The 21,755-nt window shown below is 48.5% G+C and carries 20 protein-coding genes and 1 pseudogene; 15 read left to right on the top strand and 6 right to left on the bottom strand.

The features are described 5' to 3' along the window. Positions 1-63 precede the first annotated feature (63 nt). The 9 genes from DYD62_RS09500 to ggt all read left to right on the top strand — a co-directional run bounded on the left by DYD62_RS09500 (position 64) and on the right by ggt (position 10,203). On the top strand, positions 64-567 hold the full coding sequence (locus tag DYD62_RS09500; RefSeq protein WP_115227118.1) for a DinB family protein: 504 nt from the start codon (positions 64-66) through the stop codon (positions 565-567). A gap of 73 nt (positions 568-640) precedes the next feature. After that, positions 641-1,048, top strand: coding sequence for a hypothetical protein (locus tag DYD62_RS09495; RefSeq protein WP_115227117.1), 408 nt, complete (start codon positions 641-643; stop codon positions 1,046-1,048). 68 nt (positions 1,049-1,116) lie between these two features. Beyond that, positions 1,117-1,365: a hypothetical protein gene (locus tag DYD62_RS09490; protein ID WP_115227116.1), complete on the top strand. Its 249-nt coding sequence runs from the start codon at positions 1,117-1,119 to the stop codon at positions 1,363-1,365. Positions 1,366-1,573: 208 nt separating this feature from the next. Beyond that, positions 1,574-1,813: a hypothetical protein gene (locus DYD62_RS23430; RefSeq protein ID WP_132038623.1), complete on the top strand. Its 240-nt coding sequence runs from the start codon at positions 1,574-1,576 to the stop codon at positions 1,811-1,813. Positions 1,814-2,437: 624 nt separating this feature from the next. Further along, positions 2,438-2,977 carry a GNAT family N-acetyltransferase gene (locus DYD62_RS09475; RefSeq protein WP_115227113.1) on the top strand — a complete coding sequence of 180 codons (540 nt, stop codon included), beginning with the start codon at positions 2,438-2,440 and terminating at the stop codon, positions 2,975-2,977. Between the two features lie 47 nt (positions 2,978-3,024). After that, positions 3,025-3,378: a peptidylprolyl isomerase gene (locus tag DYD62_RS09470; RefSeq protein ID WP_115227112.1), complete on the top strand. Its 354-nt coding sequence runs from the start codon at positions 3,025-3,027 to the stop codon at positions 3,376-3,378. Between the two features lie 730 nt (positions 3,379-4,108). Continuing rightward, a complete protein-coding gene (locus tag DYD62_RS09465) occupies positions 4,109-7,963 on the top strand; it encodes an EAL domain-containing protein (RefSeq protein ID WP_115227111.1) in 3,855 nt (1,284 codons plus the stop codon). A gap of 1 nt (position 7,964) precedes the next feature. Beyond that, positions 7,965-8,378 carry a FosX/FosE/FosI family fosfomycin resistance hydrolase gene (fosX, locus tag DYD62_RS09460; protein WP_276527787.1) on the top strand — a complete coding sequence of 138 codons (414 nt, stop codon included), beginning with the start codon at positions 7,965-7,967 and terminating at the stop codon, positions 8,376-8,378. Between the two features lie 91 nt (positions 8,379-8,469). Continuing rightward, positions 8,470-10,203, top strand: a complete 1,734-nt coding sequence (ggt, locus tag DYD62_RS09455; RefSeq protein ID WP_115227110.1) for a gamma-glutamyltransferase — start codon at positions 8,470-8,472, stop codon at positions 10,201-10,203. Positions 10,204-10,437: 234 nt separating this feature from the next. Here the strand turns inward: ggt and bioB are convergent. Beyond that, positions 10,438-11,429: pseudogene (gene bioB / locus DYD62_RS09450) on the bottom strand (biotin synthase BioB). A gap of 294 nt (positions 11,430-11,723) precedes the next feature. Between bioB and DYD62_RS09445 the strand changes: the two are divergent. Continuing rightward, positions 11,724-12,227 (top strand): ComF family protein, encoded by a 504-nt coding sequence (locus tag DYD62_RS09445; RefSeq protein ID WP_165928613.1) that lies wholly within the window; start codon positions 11,724-11,726, stop codon positions 12,225-12,227. Here the strand turns inward: DYD62_RS09445 and DYD62_RS09440 are convergent. Further along, a complete protein-coding gene (locus tag DYD62_RS09440; protein WP_267896114.1) occupies positions 12,224-12,985 on the bottom strand; it encodes a substrate-binding periplasmic protein in 762 nt (253 codons plus the stop codon). The two genes, DYD62_RS09445 and DYD62_RS09440, sit on opposite strands and share 4 nt — an antisense overlap. A gap of 417 nt (positions 12,986-13,402) precedes the next feature. Here DYD62_RS09440 and DYD62_RS09435 point away from each other — a divergent pair, with 417 nt between their 5' ends. Then, on the top strand, positions 13,403-13,729 hold the full coding sequence (locus DYD62_RS09435; protein WP_115227107.1) for a helix-turn-helix domain-containing protein: 327 nt from the start codon (positions 13,403-13,405) through the stop codon (positions 13,727-13,729). Here DYD62_RS09435 and DYD62_RS09430 read toward each other — a convergent pair. Together DYD62_RS09430 and DYD62_RS09425 are read right to left on the bottom strand one after the other, a co-directional pair. Continuing rightward, complete coding sequence (locus tag DYD62_RS09430) at positions 13,718-14,575, bottom strand: radical SAM protein (RefSeq protein WP_115227106.1); 858 nt, start codon at positions 14,573-14,575, stop codon at positions 13,718-13,720. The two genes, DYD62_RS09435 and DYD62_RS09430, sit on opposite strands and share 12 nt — an antisense overlap. Next, positions 14,565-15,020 carry a universal stress protein gene (locus DYD62_RS09425; protein ID WP_115227105.1) on the bottom strand — a complete coding sequence of 152 codons (456 nt, stop codon included), beginning with the start codon at positions 15,018-15,020 and terminating at the stop codon, positions 14,565-14,567. Before DYD62_RS09425 ends, DYD62_RS09430 begins: the two co-directional genes overlap by 11 nt. 120 nt (positions 15,021-15,140) lie before the next feature. Between DYD62_RS09425 and DYD62_RS09420 the strand changes: the two genes are divergently transcribed. The 3 genes from DYD62_RS09420 (at position 15,141) to DYD62_RS09410 (ending at position 17,992) form a co-directional block, all read left to right on the top strand. Next, positions 15,141-15,611 (top strand): acyl-CoA thioesterase, encoded by a 471-nt coding sequence (locus DYD62_RS09420; RefSeq protein WP_115227104.1) that lies wholly within the window; start codon positions 15,141-15,143, stop codon positions 15,609-15,611. Continuing rightward, complete coding sequence (locus tag DYD62_RS09415; protein ID WP_099399242.1) at positions 15,583-15,996, top strand: hypothetical protein; 414 nt, start codon at positions 15,583-15,585, stop codon at positions 15,994-15,996. Before DYD62_RS09420 ends, DYD62_RS09415 begins: the two co-directional genes overlap by 29 nt. A gap of 199 nt (positions 15,997-16,195) precedes the next feature. Next, positions 16,196-17,992: a methyl-accepting chemotaxis protein gene (locus tag DYD62_RS09410; RefSeq protein ID WP_165928611.1), complete on the top strand. Its 1,797-nt coding sequence runs from the start codon at positions 16,196-16,198 to the stop codon at positions 17,990-17,992. A gap of 120 nt (positions 17,993-18,112) precedes the next feature. Here the strand turns inward: DYD62_RS09410 and DYD62_RS09405 are convergent, their stop codons facing one another. Continuing rightward, positions 18,113-18,532, bottom strand: coding sequence for a hypothetical protein (locus DYD62_RS09405; RefSeq protein WP_115227102.1), 420 nt, complete (start codon positions 18,530-18,532; stop codon positions 18,113-18,115). A gap of 79 nt (positions 18,533-18,611) precedes the next feature. On the opposite strand from DYD62_RS09405, the gene DYD62_RS09400 reads away from it, so the two are divergent. Then, positions 18,612-19,262 (top strand): nucleotide-binding protein, encoded by a 651-nt coding sequence (locus tag DYD62_RS09400; RefSeq protein WP_115227101.1) that lies wholly within the window; start codon positions 18,612-18,614, stop codon positions 19,260-19,262. 72 nt (positions 19,263-19,334) lie between these two features. Here DYD62_RS09400 and pnp read toward each other — a convergent pair whose 3' ends face one another. Continuing rightward, positions 19,335-21,485 carry a polyribonucleotide nucleotidyltransferase gene (pnp, locus tag DYD62_RS09395; protein WP_115228257.1) on the bottom strand — a complete coding sequence of 717 codons (2,151 nt, stop codon included), beginning with the start codon at positions 21,483-21,485 and terminating at the stop codon, positions 19,335-19,337. Positions 21,486-21,755 lie beyond the last annotated feature (270 nt).

Here is a 21,755-nt window from a genome sequence, read left to right as displayed (position 1 = left end):
TCCACCGGACCTCCGGCAAGCTGCGCTTGCCTGCGTCCGGTGATTTACAACGTTAGGCATCAAATGGAAATGTCACTGCTACGCAAGGCACTTGAATATAAATGCTGGGCCGATCGAAGAACGCTGAATGCGGTGGGAGCACTTGATCCCGTCCAAGGCGGCACATCTCTCGCGTTTGCTCGACAACAACTCAATCACATGGTGAGAGTAGAAGAGAATTTCAGGGCGCGGCTCCAATCGAAAACTATTCCGCACATATCTACAAACACCGAAGTAATACCTGAGCTCCAAGAACTTGATCAACGACTGACAACCTCAAATGAGTGGTTGGCAATCTATGCTGTGGGACTGCAAACAATACAGATTCACCAGACACTGAACTTCACATTTGTCGATGGCTTGCGGGGATCAATGACACCAGCAGAAATTCTGTTTCATATAGTCAATCATGGAACATATCATCGTGGGGCCATCGGCCATGCGCTCGATCTGGCCCGCGCAAAGCGGCCCGCCGATACCTACACCGTATTCATTCACGCACTCGAGCCACAGCGCCGTGATGCCTAACCCATTACTCAACCGGACCCGAAACGGCAAGCTGTCGCGGGCCGGCTGGCTAAAACGTTAGTGTTCACAAGAAATGGTAACGAACTCGATTGCTAAAATCATTGAAACAACAGCTACACGGTTATCTATGCAGGCTGGCGCTCAGCTAGGCACTAAAACCTCGCCAGTTGAGGCTATTATTGCGAATTACGGCAACTTTTATACTTCCCTTGCTTACGCTGGTTTCTTCTTCCCAACCATTCGCTTAGTTAAGGGCATACCGTTTGCTACTTTTCCTACATCAGAAACAGAAATATCCATTGATTGCGTTCATGTTGATTTATTGCATCACACTACAGCGGCAGGTAATGAACCAGAAATTATTAATGCTTTAGGGCTTTGCCTTACTCAAATCTGGAGTCAAAATCTGATTGCAAGCTCAATCCTAGGCAAGTTCGTTTATGAGAGTTCGGAGGGTTGCGCTGTTATTTATCAACCCTAACCCATCATTCAAGCGGGACGCGCTAAAGCGCGCCCCTTAATTCAAACGCTAGGGTTTTAGGAATTGAAATGAAAAAATGGAAGATATTTTTATTGGCGCAATTACTACCTGCTCTAAGTTTCGCCACCACGACTGCGGCACCGAATAATGCTGCGACAACAGGGCTAGGCAAAGTAATCGGCATGGCCTTATTTGGTTACATAGTAATGAAGGTTATGAATCGCAACAAAGAAGAAAACGAAGACCGCCCACGTGGCACACGTAAAATCCTCGTTGGTGTTTTGGCGCTAGTAATTTTGGCGGCAATTTTTCACTAATCACGGTGCCTTTGCCCCCCTAACAAGTCATTCAACAGGACTGGCTGGAACGTATAGCATTTCTTTCTAAATGCAGCGTTCAGCCCATCAGGTTAATTTCAACGTTAGGTCTCTTCGAGATGTAACCTCACCCGGGTCAGCGTCCAAAGCCTGCCTTGGCGCTTCATTCCTGCACACCGATCATTGACTGAAGAACTGAGAAATCGAAATGAATCAAGAGAAATCCGATGAATACCAAAAGGCCGAAGGCAAGATGGCATTGGTCATCTTTGTAGTTTTCTGCGTATGGGGCGGTACGTACCTCTTCTTCGTGCGTCCTTTGCTGAACGAATTCCTCGGCGAACACAAAGTAGCAAGCTATCCGGCCATACTGCATTTGATCCCGATTCTTGGCCCTGTAATTATTCTGGCCATGCTCTTGGGCCGCGCGCTTCCCTCGAAACATTGAGACGCGAGACAACACCGCGGCCAGCGAAAGGCTCGAGGTGCAGGGACCGCGTATTGCGGACGGCTTGCGCAATCGGATCAGTCCGCGAGAATGCTGCGGTGGGGCAGCGCTGCTGCTCACGGTTTCGTGCCGCCCGCGCAAACTCAATAGCACAAATAGCCTCCGTCATCGTTGCGCTATTTATGCTCCTTGGTATTCCAATCGGCACGCTCATCGGCATATATCTACTTCGTAATTCACGCTGGGAAAAACAGCTTTGCAACAAGGGCGAAGCTTAACTCATCGGTCAAGCAAGTCTGACCAGAACGTATGGACTTTTGATCCAATTGCAGCGTAGACCCGCTGCTGTGTTTAACCTTAAGTTTCAGGCATAGGTCTTCTTTTGGCTTTCGCCGGATCAGCACCAGATCAATGCTGATCAAATGCTTGTCGCTCTTAAAAGCGGGCTGAAAAACGCTTGGCCATTTTGTGAAGTTGCCTTTCCATGCCGCTAGATCGGCCGGCGGCGCTGGGCGAGCATGGCCCATGCAGCTCACAGTGCACTGAGTCCTGAACGCTTTCTATCAGCAGACTTGCCTGCGGTGTGCGCTTAAATCAAACTTTAGCAATCTGAAGGAATTCTACGTGAAAGTTGAGTTAGCCGATCCCGAGTCTTCAGAAGCTCAGCAGCTTTTGTCCAGCCTCTCTCAAACGCTACAGCAGATCACGGGCAGCAGCGGTACGGCGTCATTCTATCTAAGCGACGTTAAGGTTGAAGGAGCTTGCTTCGCCATTTGCCGCTTATCCACCGGCGTTCCGGTTGCATGCGGCGCTCTTCGTCCGCTGCAGCCTAGTGTGGCCGAGCTTAAGCGCATGTTTGCTATGCCAGGCTCTAAAAGTGCAGGCAGCGCTGTTCTCGCGTTTCTTGAGCAAATGGCAAGTGAGTTTGGCTATGGCGAGATTTGGCTGGAAACGCGAAGGGTTAATCAGCGGGCTGTTTCGTTCTATGAGCGTCATGGCTACCGCCCAATCCCCAACTTCGGCCGCTACATCGGCAGAGCCGAAGCCATCTGCCTTGGCAAGCGGCTGCCTTTCGCGCCTTTGTTGGCAGAGCCACCACAGCCTGCCACCCAATCTGCCCAAGGGGCGTCTTATGGCAAGCCACAAAGCGGTCCTTATGCCTGAGTTTTTTCCCACTTAAGCCATTAGCAATTTGAATATAGGTAGAAAAAATGAAAATTCTGTCGTTTCTGTTAAGCCTTTTTATCCTCGCCTCTTGTGCATCGACTGATACAAGACCCAAGCAATATTTAGTCAGCCACATCATGTGCACCACTGAACAAGAGGCCAATCAAGCACTCCTGCGCGTGCAGGCCGCAGAGCCATTCGAGGATGTGGCTAAAGCCATGTCGACCGACCCGGGTACAAAAAACAAGGGCGGGCGAATCGCCCAGTGGTCCGCCGCAGATGCCTTTTCTGCAAATTTTGCAAATGAGGTAAAGCAGCTGAATATTGGCCAGATATCAGCGAAGCCCGTTAAAACGGAATTTGGCTGGCATATAGTAAGGGTGGACGCCATTCAGTAAGCTTATATGTGTGCCCATCGCAAGCCGCGAGCAAAATCTAACAGATCCGGCGGCCCACTTTCCTGAATGGGCCGCATTATTGAACACAGTAATGAGCAGGTGATCCTGGATTTGCCATCATCAAATACAAGAGATCCTTCTTTTACTTTCGGCCACAAGATAATTTAAACCAGAGTCAAACCAAGCAGAATCAGCACACATTTACAGCTTTTAACTTAACCATCAATTTGAATAATATATTCACTGTGTAAACCAATAAAAAACAATGTTTAATCAAACAATAGTGCCGCACAAATAAATAAGATCACTTTCCAAACCATTCAATTCTTTATCTTAAAAATCAACAAAACCAGCAATAAAAATAACAAACCATTTTTTATTAAAACCGACCCTCTGCAAGCCACACGGCAAGCTCCGCCTCTCCAAGCTTTTTACAGCTCTAAACACGTTTTTCAGGGCTTATCTCCTTACAAGATGCCGAAGCGGTGTATTGTCGGGATGCTTTTCATCACGGCATTTGTTTTTTTGCAGCATCAACCAAAGTGCACAATTTTACTTAAATAGCCTGCTTCATATAGAATCGCGAAGTATTAAAAGCCGTTGCGGGTGATTACATAAAATTGTAATCGAAAACCCATATACAGCTGATTATCAATATTGTGATTAATCTGGATTATTAATCGTCATTAGTTAATAAAAAAACGACCCTTCACATGGCATCGAGCCTATTTTGAATATTCTGTCTATTTATCGCCCGGCTGATTTACCCCGTATCGCAGCCCTCAGTTGTTTGCTCTTTTTATCCACCCAGCTGACCCTGGTGTACCTGAGCTTTGATGGCAATGCCTCTGTTTTCTGGATTCCATGCGGATTTGGCTTAGCTATTTTATTAATCAAGGGGCAAAAATACTGGCCTGTGCTGTTTATCGGCGCGCTGGCCAGCGATTTGTACCGGGGCACACCTGCACTGGCCTCGTTCATTATTGCGATCACCATCTTGCTTGAGGCCTCGTTGATTGCGGTGCTGCTGAATAAATTAAGAATAAAAAACACCTCATTCAGCCCCCTGCTTGGCCATAGCCGTGATTATATTTATTTACTACTGATTGCCGCCCCCTGTGCTTTATTAGGAGCATTCAGTGGCGCGAGCACGCTCTGGTTAAATGGGCTGATCGAGTCACATCAGCTTTTCAGCAGCATGCTGAACTGGTGGCTGGGTGATGTGCTGGGCATTGCTACCATCTGCCCCCTGCTTTTGGTATGGCAACAGCGTGCCAGCATGTGGCACAAGCGCAAAATTGAAGCATCCCTTTGTTTTGGCCTGGCCTTTTTGCTGGGGCAAATTGTTTTTGCAGGCTGGTGGGGCACCGCGCTGGGCCATATTGCTCAGTCTTACTGGGCTTTTCTGTTTGTGATTTGGGCCGCCACGCGCTTTGGCCGTCATGGCAGCTTATTGCTGGTTGTGATGACCACCACGCAGGCCTTATTTGGCGCGTTGCACGGCATTGGTTTTTTTGCTGCCGATCAGTCCCAGCACAGTTTTCTTAATGTCTGGCTCTATGCCATGGTGCTGAACCTTGTAGGCGTATTGCTGGCCTTGCTGATTAATGAACGCAAACATGCTGAAGCACTGGCGCAAGAAAGCGAACAGCGCCACCGCACTTTAGTGGAGTGGTCACCGGAAGCCATTGCCGTACACCGCCGCGGTACGCTGATTTATATGAACCCGGCCGCCATTGCGCTGGCTGGTGCCAGAGATGCACAAGCGCTGATCGGCCAATCTTTGTTTAATCTGGTTCACCCCGATTATCACCAGACAGTACAAAACCGCTCCAAGCTTATTTCTGATGGCGGCGTGGCCGAGCGCATGATCGAAATCAAGCTGATTCGCCCTGATGGTGGGGTGGTTGATATCGAAGTACAGAGCACTTTAATCACCCTCGATGGCGAGCCCGCTATCCATGCGCTCATCCGGGATATTACCCAAAGAAAACAAGCTAGCCAGTACGAGCAATTTCGCAACCGAACACTAGAAGTATTAGCCAGCGGCGCGCCTCTTTTACAGCAGCTAACAACGCTGGCTCTTGGGGTAGAGCAGCTTTATCCCGCTATCAAATGCAGCATTTTATTGCTGGACCAAGAAGGCCAGCATCTGCGGCATGGCGCGGCCCCTAGCCTGCCTGATTTTTACAATGAAGCCATTGATGGGGTCGCCATAGGAATCGGGGTGGGCGCCTGCGGTACAGCGGCATTTACAGGGCAGCGCGTGATTACCGCAGATATCGCCACCCATCCTTTCTGGGATCAATATAAGCAGCTTGCATCAGATGCAGGCCTTGCCTCATGCTGGTCTCAACCCATTATTGCCTCCAATCACCAAGTGCTGGGCACTTTTGCCATTTACCATGCGATCGTCCACTCTCCTAACCCTCATGACATCAGGATCATTGAGCAATCGGCTCATTTAGCCAGCATCGCCATTGAAAGAAACATCGTTGCCGAGAAGCTCAGAGCCAGCGAAGCACACTATCGCTTACTCACCGAAAATGTATCAGACGTGGCATGGCGGCAGGATATCAATAACAACTACACCTATATCAGCCCGGCAGATGAATTACTGAGGGGCTATCAGTCTCACGAGGTGGTGGGCCATCACATTTTTGAGCATCTCACCCCGGATGGGATCGCTTTTATCAAACAAAAAAGAAAGCAGAGGCAAGGGGAAGAAAACAAAGGCATTCAAACCGGCCCTTACACATTAGAGATTCAGCAGCGGTGTAAAGACGGGCGGCTGATCTGGACCGAAATCCTTTCCACCCCAGAGCGGAATGCGCAAGGCCAGATTACCGGCTATTACGGCATCACCCGGGATATTACCCAGCGCAAGCAGGATGAAGCCGAGCTACGCATCGCAGCGATTGCCTTTCAGTCACAAGAAGGAATGTTTGTGACCGATGTAAACTGGCGCATCTTGCGGGTAAACCATGCGTTTACCACCATCACGGGCTACAGCCTGCAAGATGCACTGGGGCAAACGCCCATCATGCTCACCTCTTTACGCCATAAAGCCGCCTTTTACAGTGATATGACCCATCGCATCCGACAAAAAGGCACATGGCAGGGGGAAATCTGGAACAAACGCAAAAATGGCGAGATCTTCCCTGCCTGGCTGATTCTGACCGAAGTTAAAGCTGAAAATGGCGAAGTCACCCACTATGTGGCCACCCTTACCGACATTACTTCGCGCAAAGCCGCAGAAGAACAAATCCAGAGTTTAGCTTTTTATGACCCACTCACCGCCCTGCCCAACCGCCGCCTGCTGATGGACAGGCTGGCCCAAGCCATGACGCTGGGCGCACGGCATGAAAGCAAAGGTGCCTTGCTTTTTATTGATCTGGATAATTTTAAAATACTGAATGACACCCTCGGGCACGATAAAGGGGATCTCTTGTTGGTGGAAGTAGCCAAGCGGCTTTCTGCCAGTACCCGCCAGGGCGATACCGTGGCAAGGCTGGGCGGCGATGAGTTTGTGGTCATGCTGGAAGATCTGAGCATCAATGCACTCGAAGCCGCCACAGAGGCAGAAGCCGTCGGTGAAAAAATCCTTAGTACGCTCAATCAGATTTACCAGCTTGCCGGTTACAGCCACCACAGCACGCCCAGCGTAGGCATCACGCTGTTTGGCGAACAAGCCGAAAGCATAGACGAGCCATTAAAACGCGCCGATCTGGCCATGTATCAGGCAAAGGCTGCGGGGCGCAACACCCTGAGATTTTTTGATCCGCAAATGCAGGCCGATGTTACCCACCGGGTAGCACTGGAAACGGGTTTAAGAGATGCACTGGAGTGTCAGCAATTTACGCTGTTTTATCAGGCGCAAGTGAAAGGCACAGGGCAGCTTACCGGCGTTGAGGCACTGGTACGCTGGCGTCATCCTCAGCAAGGCATGATCTCCCCCACAAAATTTATCCCCTTAGCTGAAGAAAGCGGCTTAATTCTGGCGCTGGGCCACTGGGTGCTATCAGCCGCCTGCAAGCAACTTGCCCGCTGGGCCAAATCGCCTGAAATGAGCCACCTCACCATCGCCGTTAACGTCAGCCCGCGCCAGTTTCATCAGGCCGATTTTGTTGAGCAGGTACTCAATATTCTTGCACGCACGGGGGCCAGTGCGCAGCAGCTCAAGCTTGAGCTCACCGAAAGCGTGCTGATTGCCAATGTAGAAGATGTCATTCTTAAAATGAGTATTTTGAAACAGCAAGGCGTGGGTTTTTCGATTGATGACTTTGGCACTGGCTACTCCTCGCTCTCTTACTTAAAACGCCTGCCGCTGGACCAGCTCAAAATTGATCAGAGCTTTATCCGCGACATTCTGACCGACAGCAACGATGCCGCCATCGCCAAAATGGTGATTGTGCTGGCCGACAGTTTAGGGCTGAGTGTGATTGCCGAAGGCGTAGAAACCGAAGCCCAGCGCAATTTTCTGGCCAGCCAAGGCTGCCTGTGCTATCAGGGCTACCTATTCAGCAGCCCTCTTTCCTTACACGATTTTGAGGCTTACGCCCTTTCAGAACTGGTCGAGCATTAATATGCCCATTCAACATCTCAGCCACCTCACTTTTATCGTTAAAGACCTCGATCGCATGGCGCAGTTTTTATGTGAGGGCCTTGGCGCAATTGAAATCTACGACAGTCAGAGCCAGCACTTCTCGCTTTCGCATGAAAAATTTTTCAGCCTTGGCAGCCTATGGATTGCCGCCATGCAGGGCGATCCACCAGCAGAGCGCAACTATCAGCATGTGGCGTTTAAAATTGCAGAACACGAGCTGGCAGACTACCAGGCTAGGCTTGAAGCCCTAGGTGTCGAAATCAAACCACCCCGCCCCAGGGTAGAAGGCGAAGGACAATCGCTCTACTTCTACGATTTTGATAACCACCTGTTTGAGCTGCATACAGGCACGCTGGAACAGAGGCTGGCGCGCTATAGCAGAGATAAAGCCTAGGACAAGTAAGCGCCCCTTGCGGCAACTCCCCACTACGCTACTCATCGCGGCTTGTGTAGCATGAGTAGCTCCTGAAGCCGGAGTTGATTCAATGAATAAACCATTCATCGCTACACTCATCGTCTTAATGATTGCACCTGCGTGGGCTAGGCAGCCCGTTGCCACGGGTTATGGTGGCGCGGTGGCGACCATTTCCGACCCTGCCAGCCAAGCCGCGATGCGCATTTTAAATGCAGGGGGTAATGCCATTGACGCCGCCGTTGCAGCCGCGGCCACGCTGGGTGTGACCGATCCATTTAGCTGCGGCATTGGTGGCGGCGGCTTTATGCTGATTTACTCTGCCAAAGATAAAAAAATCATCAGCATTGATTCCCGCGAAACGGCTCCCGCCTACTTCAATCCGCAGGTGTACCAAAAAAACGGCAAAGAAATGGAGTGGGATGATGTGGTGCCCACCGGCATCTCTGTTGGTGTGCCGGGCACGGTGCGTGGCTGGCATGAGGCGCTGGCGCGCTATGGCTCTATGGATATGGCGCGGGTATTGCAGCCCGCCATTCAGGTGGCTGACTCCGGTTTTAAAATCAGCCCTAATTTCTATCGCATTAATCAAATCAATGAAGCCAAATTTGCCCGTTTCAGCTCAACATCGGCATTGTATTTAAAAGACGGTAAAGCCCTGCCTGTTGGCACGAGCTTTCGCAACCCCGATTTAGCCGCCACCTATCGCGCCATCAGCAAAGGCGGTGTGAAAGCCTTTTACGAGGGACCACTGGCCAAGCAAATTGTGCAAGCAGTGAATATGCCGCCCGTGAATTCAGGCGTTTCTGTGATGACAGGGCAAATGACACTGGCTGATTTAAAAGACTATGAAGCAAGGCTGCGCCAGCCTGTTCACTCTACCTACCGGGGTTTGGATTTATACGGCATGGCCATGCCTTCATCCGGCGGCATTGCCATTGCCGAGGCTTTAAACATCTTAGAAGGCTTTGATCTTAAAACCATGCCCAAGGCGCAAGTTGAGCATCTGTATATGGAAGCCGCCAAGCTGGCTTTTGCCGATCGTAACGCCTATGTGGCCGACGGGGAATATACCGATGTGCCTAAAACCGGCCTGCTATCCAAAGCCTATGCGGCAGAGCGCGCCAAGCTGATCGATCTGAAACAAAGTCACGGCAAAGCCAGCGCTGGTGATCCGTTTTTATTTCAAGACGATCAATCCCGCCCACTGCGCCCTAAAGCCAGCCTCAGCACCGAGCCCGCACACACCACGCACCTGACGGTTAGCGATAAGGAAGGCAATATCGTTGCCTATACCTTTACCATTGAAGACTGGGGTGGCAGCGGCATTGTGGTGCCCGGCAAGGGATTCTTGCTAAATAATGAAATGACCGATTTTGAGTTCAGCGGCCCGCACCCGAACATCCCCGAAGCAGGCAAACGCCCGCGCTCCAGCATGTCGCCTACCCTTGCCTTTAAAAATGGTAAGCCGGTATTTAGCATCGGCTCGCCTGGCGGCTCCACCATTATCACCACTGTTTTACAAACCATCGTCAACCATATTGACCTTGGCATGCCACTGGGCGATGCACTGGCCGCACCCCGCCTCAGCCAAAGAAATGGCGACAAAACTGAAGTGGAAACGCTGCTGCAATTTACAGGTAGCCCTCAGGCCAAGGCGCTGGAGCAATATGGACATCAATGGAGTGAAACCGATGAAATTGGTGCCGCCAACGGTCTGCAGTTTAATGCTGATGGCAGCACGACAGCGGTAAGCGAACCATTACGCCACGGCGGTGGTAGCGCCATGGTACAAAAGCCACAGTGATTTAAACAGACACTTCAGCTTAAAACTGAGGGTACAAAATCACGCCCCCTCAATCCCACAGAGGGCACAGAGTTTCACAAAGAAAACAAGAGATTTGCTGCTTTTCTCTGTGAAACTCTGTGTTCTCGTTTTGCTCTGTGGTTCAAGGTGTAGCTCTCTGGCAAGGCAGATTTGTAGAATGGGTGGAGCCGTGAGGCGATACCCATCCTACGAAACTATAAAAGCCTTACCCTCTTACAGGGGCTGAATACTCAACTTAGCAAATAGATTACGATCGCGGCTAACATCAGGGTTGCCTGTAGTCAGTAATTTATCACCGTAAAAATCGAATTAGCCCCCGCCATAAAACACAGCGCCTGCATGGCTTCTGGCATTTGCTGGCGGCCAGCAGAAAGGCGCACAAAAGATTTAGGCATGGTAATCCGTGCTACGGCAATCATACGCACGAACTCTGTCCAATCTATCGCCTCACCTTCTTCCAACGGCGTGCCTTCGATTTTCACCAAATTATTAATCGGTACTGAATCAGGCTGAGGCTCGAGATTAGCCAGCTGAGCAATCAGGCCAACGCGATCCAGCCTTGTTTCACCCAAGCCCACAATCCCGCCACTACAGACGTTCAAACCCGCCTTACGCACCTTACCCAAGGTATCCAAGCGATCCTGATAGCTATGGCTGGTCACAATATTGGCGTAATTTTCTGGCGAGGTATCAAGATTATGATTGTAATAATCTAAACCTGAATCACGTAACTCTTCTGCCTGGCCTTCTTTGAGCATGCCAAATGTTGCACAGGTTTCTAAACCCAGCGCTTTCACCCCGGCAATCATTTTTTTCACTTCAACTAAATCTTTGGTCTTTGGGCCGCGCCATGCCGCGCCCATACAGAAACGCGATGCGCCATTTTCTTTAGCAATGCGTGCCACATCGATCACTTCATCGGCGTTCATCAGCACTTCTTTTTCCAGACCCGTATCGTACCTGGCCGATTGCGAGCAATAACCACAGTCTTCTGAGCAGCCACCGGTTTTCACTGAAAGCAAGGTAGATAGCTGTACCTTATTGGCATCAAAGTGCTGACGATGCACTGTCTGCGCCTGAAAAACCAGATCATTAAAAGGCAAGTCAAAAAGAGCGGCAACCGCCTCCAAAGAGTAAGCACCACTTTCCGGATGTGGCGTTAAACGTTTAAATTCAATGGGATGGGCTTGTTGTGCTTGAGGCATCGTCATGGGCATAGACATCCAAATGTGGCCTTGGATCCGCACAGGAAGCTGGCAATTTCCAAGGTAAAACGCATAATCAAGCTGTGATTGTCTGAATCGGGAGCTCAGTTGTCAAATTTTATCTTTAATTTTTTGAACAACTGTACGCCGCCCTGTCGCTGCGTGCTTTGCGCGGCCAGCTGTAAAAACAGCGCGCTTTGCCCTGACTGCCTGAGCCACTTACCCTATTTAACTCAGGCGCTTTGCCCTCAATGTGCCCTGCCTGCACATGATGGCTGCCTGTGCGCAGCCTGCTTGAATCATCCACCTGCATTTGATTTTAGCTTTGCAGCTTTTACCTATACCCCGCCGATCACACAGCTGATTATTGCCGCAAAGTTTTCCGGCCATTGGTCGCTTCTGCCAACGCTGGGGCAATTACTACTGGACCAAGTCTCTGCCGCACCGCGCCCCCATTTTATCATTCCACTCCCTTTGCACCCTAAGCGGCTAAAAGAGCGGGGCTATAACCAGGCATTTGAGCTGGCAAAGCCCATTACCCGACAACTACAGCTAGATCTGCGGCCTGACCTGCTGGAGCGCCGCATCAATACCGAGCATCAAGCCCGCTTGTCACAAGCAGAGCGCCATAAAAATATGCAAAAAGCGTTTTATACCCGTCACAATCTGGATGGAAAACATGTGGTACTTATTGATGATGTGATGACCTCAGGCTCCAGCCTGCATGCGGCGGCGGCTTGTTTAAAAAAAGCAGGCGCTGCCCGCGTGGATAATTGGGTATTAGCCAGAGCGATCTAAACACCACCCTGACGCTGATAGCTGCGAATAATTTTGCTCATTTCTCCACGTGCAGAAAGTTCTGCTATGCCTTTATTTATCTCATTGATTAATTTCTGCCCATCCGGGTGTGCTTTACTGACTGCAAAATACAGCAAGTATTTTTCTGTACCTGGCAAAGGTTTAATTTGGTAAGCACTCTTTTTTAAATCAAACAAACCCAAATTGGCCAAGCCCCAGAAAACTTCCTGCATATCCACCACTACATCGCAGTGAGCTCTGTCTATTTTCTTTAATAAACTTTGATAATCATAAGCACCCCGATCAATTCTATTCTCTGGCAAACGAATATAAGGTGTCGCACTCCCATGAACAGCACATGTTTTTAAATGAGCCAAGTCAGTTAATCTATTTACAGGAGGCGTTTTATAACGGCTGCGGGCATACAAATATGAAGGCGTCAGGCTGTGATAACTTTTTGAAAAAAAGAATTTTTTCTCACGCTCCGCTGTTTTAAATACCGACATCGCCACATCAAAGCGATGATGTGATTCAACCTCATACATACAACGCGCCCATGGAATCAAAGCAATGTCAGGCTTTTCATCTGATTGAAAAACATGATGAATCACTGCAGCAGAAATACCCTCCACATCTGCATGGCGGTTTAACTGATAAGACATGGGTGGCCAGTGGCTATCCCCGCCACAAACCTGAACCGGTATTGCGGCGGCAGAAATAGAAAAGCCCAAAAAAAGTAAAAAACTCAACAACTTCATTGTTTCACCGCCCATATAAATGAAGCATAGCCTCGCCGAGGATATTTACACATTACTTTACAAAAAACATTTGATTTGACGCTAAAAATGATTGCCTTATATTTAATCCGGCACATCGAAAATTACCTGAAAATATTTTCTATAAGCAGGACTACTTACGCCATCTAAATTAAGCCAGCCATTAAATTATGAATAATTTTCATTTGAGCGTTTTATTCAAAATAAACACTTACTTAGCTATTGTTCTTTAAATAGAGCGCAATAAGTTCCCTTGCATTTGCGTAAATTGTTACGGCCTTAATCGTGTAATAGTGACATGTGCATTATGGATTTGATCGTTAAAATGACGTCAACATTCAGATGACATGAGGCTGCAGGTACGCCCTGCCAGCACATGCGCCACAAAGAGGAAACACTATGCAAAACCAGATCATTAATCCACGTGAAGTTCGTCAGCAGCTCGGCATGAACCAGCAAGAATTCTGGAGCAAAATTGGCGTAACGCAAAGTGGCGGCTCGCGCTATGAAAGTGGCCGTAATATGCCGCGTCCGGTTCGTGAGCTGCTGCGCGTTGTTCATGTTGAGCAAATCGACTTAGAACGCATCAACCGCGAAGACTACCAAATCATTCAACACCTGCGCGAAGAACGCGTAGAGCTGTACAACACACTGCGTGCAGCGGCACAAGCTCACAGCGAAGAAAAGCCGCGTCAGCATTCTGCCTCCAACCACTTACAGGCTTAATTTCACTTCTAGCCCAAGCCCAGTGATCCGCTGGGCTAATTCCTGCATCCATATTGCAGGTGCTGCGGCTAGGCGGCCTGCTTCTGCCTGCATTGAAGGCCGCGCCAACCCATAGAGCAACACACCTTTTATTTTGACGCCTGCAGCAATGCTTTCCTGCAAAAAATCTAGGTAGCCTTGTAATTGCGCCTCATCGGGCAAAGCGCCATCCATTTCAAACATACAGGTTTGAATCCATGTAGGACAATATTTGGCTGCCAGCATTAAACGCCGTGCAACTTGCGTGCGCTTATGCGAGATCTGATTTACCACTGAAAATCCGTCTTCCGGCGCGCGATCCAGCTTAAACCACACTTCTCCACCTGACTCACTCATCAGGCTCAATGCTTCCTGCACTTGCTTGCGGTCTAACTGACTGCCATTGGTAATCAGTACCAGCTTAATTTTCCCTGCCAGATCAAAATCACGAAGAACAGCCATCACCCGCTCTGCGCAGGCTAAAAACTGCAAGCTACTCGTGGGCTCGCCATTTCCGGAAAACGCAACATCATTCAAGCGTCTGGCCTCAGGCGGGACTCGGGTCTGCATAAAATCGCCCTGCACAATATCGTGCAGCAGATGGCGCAACTCGGCCTCCATTAAATCCAAATCCAGCTCTGGCGCACCACCCCGCTTTAAATCCGGCACCTGACAGTACACGCAGCGCCAGTTGCAGGCGTTATTCGGATTAAGATTAATCCCAACAGAAACCCCCCCTGCACGCCGCGAAACGACGGGGTAAACATAAACACAGCCGGCGCTATCCCGGCTGTGGTCAATCACTTGCAAAACGGTCTTACTTGTCATTCGCCTTCGCTCTCACTAATAACACAGGCACAGGTGTGGCATGCACAACGCCTTCGGCCACGCTACCCATTAATAAATGAGTCAGCCCACCATAGCCATGTGTCCCCATCACAATTAAATCTGCCGGCCAGCTACTTGCTTCATTCACAATCGCCAGCGCCAAATTGCCGCCCCATGATTCCAGCAGGCTGGTTTCCACATCCAGACCATCCGCTCTTAATCCTTCTGCCAGCTCGGCCAGTAGTTTCTCGCCCGATTGACGCAAGGCATTTTGCAATTGCGGCACATCCAGAAATTCATTTGCGCTCCATGCAAATTGAGCCAAATCAACAACATGGATCAGTTTCACTTTTGCTCTTTGATCCCCTGCAAAACGCCGCCCTTCAATAATCGCTGCCGCACTGGTATCACTATTATCGACGGGCACTAAAATACGTTGGTACATGATCAGTCTCCTTATTTAAAAGATACAGATATACATGTTTAGTTTAACAGCAAGCCACGGTTGCCTTGCATAAAGCTTCAGCATACACTCGTCCGCATATGTTTAACCGCCCATTTAATAATGCCAAGACTTAAACTCACTTTGCCAGAAGGCTCAGATTTTGAAACACAACTGAATGTACGGGTGACTGATCTTAATTATGGCAATCATCTTGCAAATCAGGCATTACTTGGTATGCTTCACGAAGCAAGGGTTCGTTTTCTGGCTTATTTAAACTATACAGAATTAGGCAATGCAACAACGCCTGGCATTATATTGGCGGATGTTGAAATTCAATTTCGGCATGAGGCCTTTTTAGCTGATCAGCTCAATATTGCACTACGGGTGGATCAACTAAACCGTGTTGGTTTTGATTTGTATTACCGGGTCAGTAATGTAACTGATCAGACTGAAATTGCGCTTGCCAAAACATCGATTGTTTTTTTTGATTATCACACAACACATAAACGAGCATCCATGCCTGCGTCTTTTGAACAGGCGATCAATGCCATAAGGGAAACAAATGAAAAAATACGCAAACAACAGCCCTGAAGCAATGGCTCGGGTTTTAGTCATGCAAATGGTCTGTGATGGCAATTTCAATCCTGAAGAGCTGGAAGAATTAGAGCACTTACATGTTTATGAAGCCATTGGCATCAGCCGCAAAGGGTTTATTCAGGTTTTACAAGATTACTGTAATGACATATCTGATGAAGCAGATGAAGATGGCCGAATCAGCCTGATTAATCGTGAGCGAATTGATCTTATTTTAGATAATGTGAGTGATCCCAAAAAACGTTTACATGTTGCAGCTATGGCGCTTGATTTATCTAAATCAGATCAAATTATTAATGATGCAGAACTTGCTGTATTCGGCCATATGCTCAATCACTGGCACCTTACACTTGATTCATTGCAATCTGCTTTTGAATCATAGGCCGTAAGGGCAGCAATAGAATAAGCCCCCTATTGAGCACAGGCCTGAAAGAAGCCCCTTCTTTCAGGCATATTTTGCTTCTTACGCATTAAATATTTTTTTGAATACAGAGTAATTTCAGCCCGCACTCCGGGATGACAAACGAATAATAAAAATAAGAAAATGCCCTTTGTTTCTGATGAAACATGGAGAAAAAAAGATGGAATGGATCAATCAAATCCACATTTCGCTGGAAAAAGCATTACTCCCGACGCTGGCCAGAAAATTTGCCTTTATTCTGCTCTTTCTCGCCTTCCCCCTCATCATCCTGATCGCCAGCTACTCGGCCGAAGACAGCCTGCGCCAGCTAAGCCAGACCCTACACCTTGCTGCAGCAGACAGCGAAAAGCTGCTCGGCATTATTATTAAGATTCAATTTTGGTGCTGGTTCAGCCTGTTTGCAGCCACCATTCTGGCCCTTATTCAAATCACCTATCTGAAATACTGGATTACACGGCCAATTAATTTAATTGCCAGTGTATTTCGTGATGCCGCCAGCGGAGAAGGCGATTTATCCAAAGATATTCCAGCCATTACTCATGATGAAGTCAGCCAATTAGCACGCAGCTGCAATTTATTTCTGGCCAAGCAGCGTGACATCATCGCTAATGTACAGGCCATGACCGTAGGCATTGCGCTGGAAGCGGCAAAGTCGATGAAAAACATTAAAGAGTCATCCGTTGCAACCCAACAACAAGACCAGCTGGCTCAAATGGTTTGCGAAGCGAGTAATTCAACTACCACCGGCATTAACCAAATCACCGACCGAACCCAGCACATATCAAAAACCACATCTGATAATTTGCAATCTGCACGCTTATCCTTTGCTGAATTACAAGACGTCAGCGCGAAAATCAGTACCATCACCCAGCGCTTGGCGCTTTTCAGCCAGACTGTTGATAATTTAAATCAACGCTCTGCCAGCATTAAATCAATTGTTGGCCTAATCAAAGAAATTGCAAGCCAGACTAATTTACTGGCGCTGAATGCCGCCATTGAAGCGGCCAGAGCAGGCGAACAAGGGCGTGGATTTGCAGTTGTTGCAGATGAGGTTCGTAAACTTTCAGAAAAAGTACGCGTTGCCACTGAAGATATTTCGCACAATATCGACAATATGCTGGATCAAGTTGCTGAAACACTGAATGAAACAGAAATGATTAATCAGGATGCAAACAGCACTAAAGAAGTCGTGATCAATGCATCACTGCAATTCTCAAATATGATGGCGGATTTTGAACAAACCTCGGTCACACTCGTTGATATTGCAAGCACACTAGAGCTGTTTACTTCAGCAAATGAGCTGGTCAATTCAAATGTGACTGAAATTCACAAACTTTCTCTTTCTGTGAATGAGCGCATGGGCCATTCTGCCAGTTCCTCACAAGACTTGGCACAGGCCGCAGAGCGTGTTCAATCATTAATTGGCAGCTTTACGGTTGGCAAAGGAGAGCTGGACGCCACAATTCAGCGTGCTGCGCAATTCAGAGATCAAATAGCAAAACATATTGCTGCATTAAAAGAGCGCGGCATAGATGTCTTTGATCAGCGATATCAGGCAATACCCAACACCAATCCTGCTAAATTTAAAACCGGTTATAGCGCATTGTTTAATAATGAGATTCAGGCGCTATATGATCAGCTGGTAAAAAGCACGCCAGGCGGAAAATTTTCAGTGGCTGTCGATCAAAATGGTTATGCACCTACGCATAACAGCTGGTGCTCTAAAGCAATGAGCGGTGATTTAGAAACAGATTTAATCAACAGCCGTGATCAGCGAATATTTAACGATGCCGTGAGTTTGCGCGCAGCACGAAACTTGCAACGCTTCTTTTTACAAACCTATGTGCGTGACACGGGTGAAATTTTGACGGAATTAGATTTACCCATTCATATTAATGGCCAACACTGGGGCGGGCTGCGTCTGGGCTTTGACGCCAGTACAATGACCAAGGGCTAAAATTACATAAATATAGTGCCGCTGATTTGCCTTTCTGCCTAGCAAACCAGCCCGTCCTAAAACGCTTTTTTTGTGATTGAATATCACCAAATAGAACAGCCGTTTATAAGAAATATGCGTTTACCCAGTCTTAGAGGGCCTTCCTGTTTTAAGCTTTTCTATCGAATCAAATTGCTTTATTAGGCGCTCATCAGGCATCGACACCAAGGCCTGTAAACCCGCCCGCAGTAACTCACTTTTTTTAACTGCAAGACCTGCTTCCAGGCAACGCTGCTTCAGCTCTGCCAGCTGAATATATTCGGCCTCAGGGATCGTAAAGCTATCACGCACTAACCTAGGTTTTTTCACCTTAGTCAGCTTTGTTTTCTTATGCATCTGCGATACCTGCTCCGCAGGCAACGCCTCTACTAGCACCTCTTGCACCGCCTCTGGCAATACTTGTTTTGTTCTTCTGCGGCTAGCTGGCACATTTCTTACTACAGGCTTCTCTTGCTCTACAATAACTTCTTCAGTTATTTCTTTAACTTTACTTGAAGCCATAGTGCGCACTCCCATATAAGGTAAAATCAGTATAAACTATATAAACAATATAAACTGTTGAATTCACACTCAGGTCATTATGCGCAGCATACTTATTGCAAATCCCAAAGGTGGCAGCGGCAAATCCACCCTCTCAACTCATTTGGCAGCATGGTTTGCATGGCAGGAAGAAACAGTCATGCTGGGCGATATAGACAGCCAGCAATCCAGCCGCCACTGGCTATCGCTGCGGCCTCTTGAGTCTCCGCAAATTCTGGGCTGGGATTTGGATGAAGATCAAAAAGCAAGACCACCCAAAGGCACAGGTATTGCGGTACTGGATTCTCCTGCGGGCTTGCACGGCAAGCGTCTGAAGCAGGCACTGATGCGGGTTGATCATGTGGTGATCCCCGTATTGCCCTCTGCTTTTGATATGTGGGCCAGTGCGGCATTTTTTGAAGAGCTTGCAGAAGTAAAAGCTATACGCCGCGAAGAAATATCTGTTGCTGTAGTGGGCATGAGAGTAAACCCACGCACTCAATCTGCCCAGCAGCTTACCGATTTTTTAAAACAATATGATCTACCCCTGCTTACTTGCATTCGTGAAACACAGCTCTATGTGCAAAGCATTCAGCGCGGGCTAACCCTATTTGATCTTCCTGCATCCCGAACCAAACAAGACCGCATACAATGGCAGCCCCTGCTTGATTGGCTGGTCAGCAATAAGCGCCAGCAGCGGCACGCAATCTAATGGTCCGCTCCTTCCAAGCAAAAAAATGCCGGCCTTTTCAGGCCGGCATTTTTATCAGCTAAAACTCAGCAATTATTCCGCTGCAGCTTCAACCGGTGCAACAGCAGCTTCGGCAGCCACTGGTGTTTCTTCGTTTGTTACCGCTTTAATCGACAAGCGGATACGGCCACGCTCGTCTTGCTCAATCACTTTAACACGCACAACTTGGCCTTCTTTCAGGTAGTCGCCCACGTTTTTGATACGCTCATTAGCGATTTGACTGATATGCACCAAGCCATCTTTACCTGGCATGATCGATACAATCGCGCCAACGTTATTGTCCAGAATCTTAACAACCGGACCTTCGTAGATTTTGCCGATTTCAACTTCAGCAGTGATATCAGCGATACGGCGTTTAGCTTCATCCGCGCCTTCAGCAGAGATCGAGGCGATGGTGATGGTGCCATCTTCCTGGATATCAATCTGAGTGCCGGTTTCTTCGGTCAGCGCACGAATCACCGAACCACCCTTACCGATCACATCACGGATTTTTTCCGGATTGATTTTCATGGTGTAAAGACGTGGAGCATGCTCACTCACTTCAGTGCGTGCGCCTTCCATCGTGCCTTTCATGATAGCAAGGATATGCACACGGCCTTCTTGCGCCTGATCCAGAGCCACTTTCATGATCTCTTTAGTGATACCGTTGATCTTGATGTCCATTTGCAGCGCAGTGATACCGTTTTCAGTACCCGCCACTTTAAAGTCCATATCGCCCAAATGATCTTCATCACCCAAGATATCAGACAATACAGCAAAGCGATTGCCTTCCTTGATCAAGCCCATGGCGATACCGGCCACGTGGTTTTTCATCGGAACGCCCGCATCCATCAGCGCCAGACAACCACCACAAACCGAAGCCATCGAGCTTGAGCCGTTTGATTCGGTGATTTCCGAAACAACGCGCATCGAGTAGCCAAAGTCTTCAACAGATGGCAGCATCGCAGCCAGTGCACGCTTAGCCAGACGACCGTGACCAATTTCACGACGCTTTGGCGTACCTACACGGCCTGTTTCACCCGTAGAGTACGGTGGGAAGTTGTAATGCAGCATAAAGCGATCTGTGTAAGCACCGGCCAATGCATCAATTTTTTGCTCGTCAAGTTTTGTACCCAGCGTAGCTACTGCAATCGCTTGTGTTTCACCACGGGTAAACAATACTGAGCCGTGTGTACGTGGCAATACGCCAGTACGGATCGTGATTGGGCGAACAGTACGTGTATCACGGCCATCAATACGCGGGTAGCCATCCAGAATCTGACCGCGAACGATTTCAGCTTCCAGACCTTTGAAAATACCTTTGATTTCATTAGCAGCCAGAGTACCGGTTTCTTCGGTAATCAGTGCAGCCTTAACCAATGCCCATGTTTCATTGATTTTGATAGTACGCAATTGCTTCTGACGCAATTTGAATGCTTCAGACAGGCCAGCAGCAGCCACTGCACGAACTTGTGCAATCAGCGCTTCATTGGCAACAGGCTCAGCCCATACGAACAATTCTGGGTTCGCTTCATCAGCCAACTCATTGATGGCATTGATCGCCACTTGCATTTGCTCGTGACCAAATACCACAGCGCCCAGCATGATGGATTCAGACAATTCATCTGCTTCAGATTCAACCATCAACACAGCTTGTGAAGTACCTGCAACCACCAGATCCATCTGGCTAGTTTTCAGCTCAGATAAGGTTGGGCAAAGTACGTATTCACCGTTGATATAAGCCACGCGTGCAGCGCCGATCGGGCCATCAAATGGCACGCCGGAGATCGACAAGGCAGCAGAAGCACCCAGCATCGCAACGATGTCTGGATCAACTTCAGGATTAACCGACATCACGGTCGCAATGATCTGGATGTCGTTATAAAAACCTTCAGGGAACAGGGGACGAATCGGACGGTCAATCAGACGACAAGTTAAAATTTCTTTTTCGGAAGGACGGCCTTCGCGTTTAAAGAAACCACCTGGGATGCGACCAGCAGCGTAAGTACGCTCTTGGTAATCAACGGTCAGCGGAAAGAAATCCTGACCCGGCTTAACGTCACGTGCGGCTACAACCGTCACGAGAACAACGGTATCGTCCATATTGATCAGAACGGCGCCGCTAGCCTGACGGGCAATTTCACCAATTTCCATGGTGACATTATGCTTACCGTACTGGAATGATTTCACAATTTTATTGAACACTGACTTTCCTTTTTTCACACTAACGCCTCCAGTCCAAGGCGTGATCGGTTTCCGCTGCAGCTTGACTGACTTGCTGCCGGCTTCGGCACAACCAATAGGCTCAGTAAAAAACACTGGGACTTCTTCAACCCGCCGCCGAAACCGCTGTTTGACAGGTTTGAAGGTTCTTATTTAAAAAAGTGCCACGGTTTCTTGCGTAATAATGACAAGGAAAGTCCGTGGCGCTTCTCTAAAGAATACAAAAACAAAAAAGTCGCAGTCTTGCGACTG

The organism is Iodobacter fluviatilis, assembly GCF_900451195.1.
Classification (GTDB): Bacteria; Pseudomonadota; Gammaproteobacteria; order Burkholderiales; family Chitinibacteraceae; genus Iodobacter; species Iodobacter fluviatilis.
Note: the sequence above shows the minus strand (reverse complement) of the source record. Positions and strands in the feature narration are given on the sequence as shown.

Excerpts from the sequence above, each read along its gene's own strand:
- DYD62_RS09500 (WP_115227118.1), top strand. The coding sequence starts at position 64 with ATGGAAATGTCACTGCTACGCAAGGCACTTGAATATAAATGCTGGGCC.
- DYD62_RS09495 (WP_115227117.1), top strand. The coding sequence starts at position 641 with ATGGTAACGAACTCGATTGCTAAAATCATTGAAACAACAGCTACACGG.
- DYD62_RS09490 (WP_115227116.1), top strand. The coding sequence starts at position 1,117 with ATGAAAAAATGGAAGATATTTTTATTGGCGCAATTACTACCTGCTCTA.
- DYD62_RS23430 (WP_132038623.1), top strand. The coding sequence starts at position 1,574 with ATGAATCAAGAGAAATCCGATGAATACCAAAAGGCCGAAGGCAAGATG.
- DYD62_RS09470 (WP_115227112.1), top strand. The coding sequence starts at position 3,025 with ATGAAAATTCTGTCGTTTCTGTTAAGCCTTTTTATCCTCGCCTCTTGT.
- fosX (WP_276527787.1), top strand. The coding sequence starts at position 7,965 with ATGCCCATTCAACATCTCAGCCACCTCACTTTTATCGTTAAAGACCTC.
- ggt (WP_115227110.1), top strand. The coding sequence starts at position 8,470 with ATGAATAAACCATTCATCGCTACACTCATCGTCTTAATGATTGCACCT.
- DYD62_RS09440 (WP_267896114.1), bottom strand. The coding sequence starts at position 12,985 with ATGAAGTTGTTGAGTTTTTTACTTTTTTTGGGCTTTTCTATTTCTGCC.
- DYD62_RS09435 (WP_115227107.1), top strand. The coding sequence starts at position 13,403 with ATGCAAAACCAGATCATTAATCCACGTGAAGTTCGTCAGCAGCTCGGC.
- DYD62_RS09430 (WP_115227106.1), bottom strand. The coding sequence starts at position 14,575 with ATGACAAGTAAGACCGTTTTGCAAGTGATTGACCACAGCCGGGATAGC.
- DYD62_RS09425 (WP_115227105.1), bottom strand. The coding sequence starts at position 15,020 with ATGTACCAACGTATTTTAGTGCCCGTCGATAATAGTGATACCAGTGCG.
- DYD62_RS09420 (WP_115227104.1), top strand. The coding sequence starts at position 15,141 with ATGCCAAGACTTAAACTCACTTTGCCAGAAGGCTCAGATTTTGAAACA.
- DYD62_RS09415 (WP_099399242.1), top strand. The coding sequence starts at position 15,583 with ATGAAAAAATACGCAAACAACAGCCCTGAAGCAATGGCTCGGGTTTTA.
- DYD62_RS09410 (WP_165928611.1), top strand. The coding sequence starts at position 16,196 with ATGGAATGGATCAATCAAATCCACATTTCGCTGGAAAAAGCATTACTC.
- DYD62_RS09405 (WP_115227102.1), bottom strand. The coding sequence starts at position 18,532 with ATGGCTTCAAGTAAAGTTAAAGAAATAACTGAAGAAGTTATTGTAGAG.
- DYD62_RS09400 (WP_115227101.1), top strand. The coding sequence starts at position 18,612 with ATGCGCAGCATACTTATTGCAAATCCCAAAGGTGGCAGCGGCAAATCC.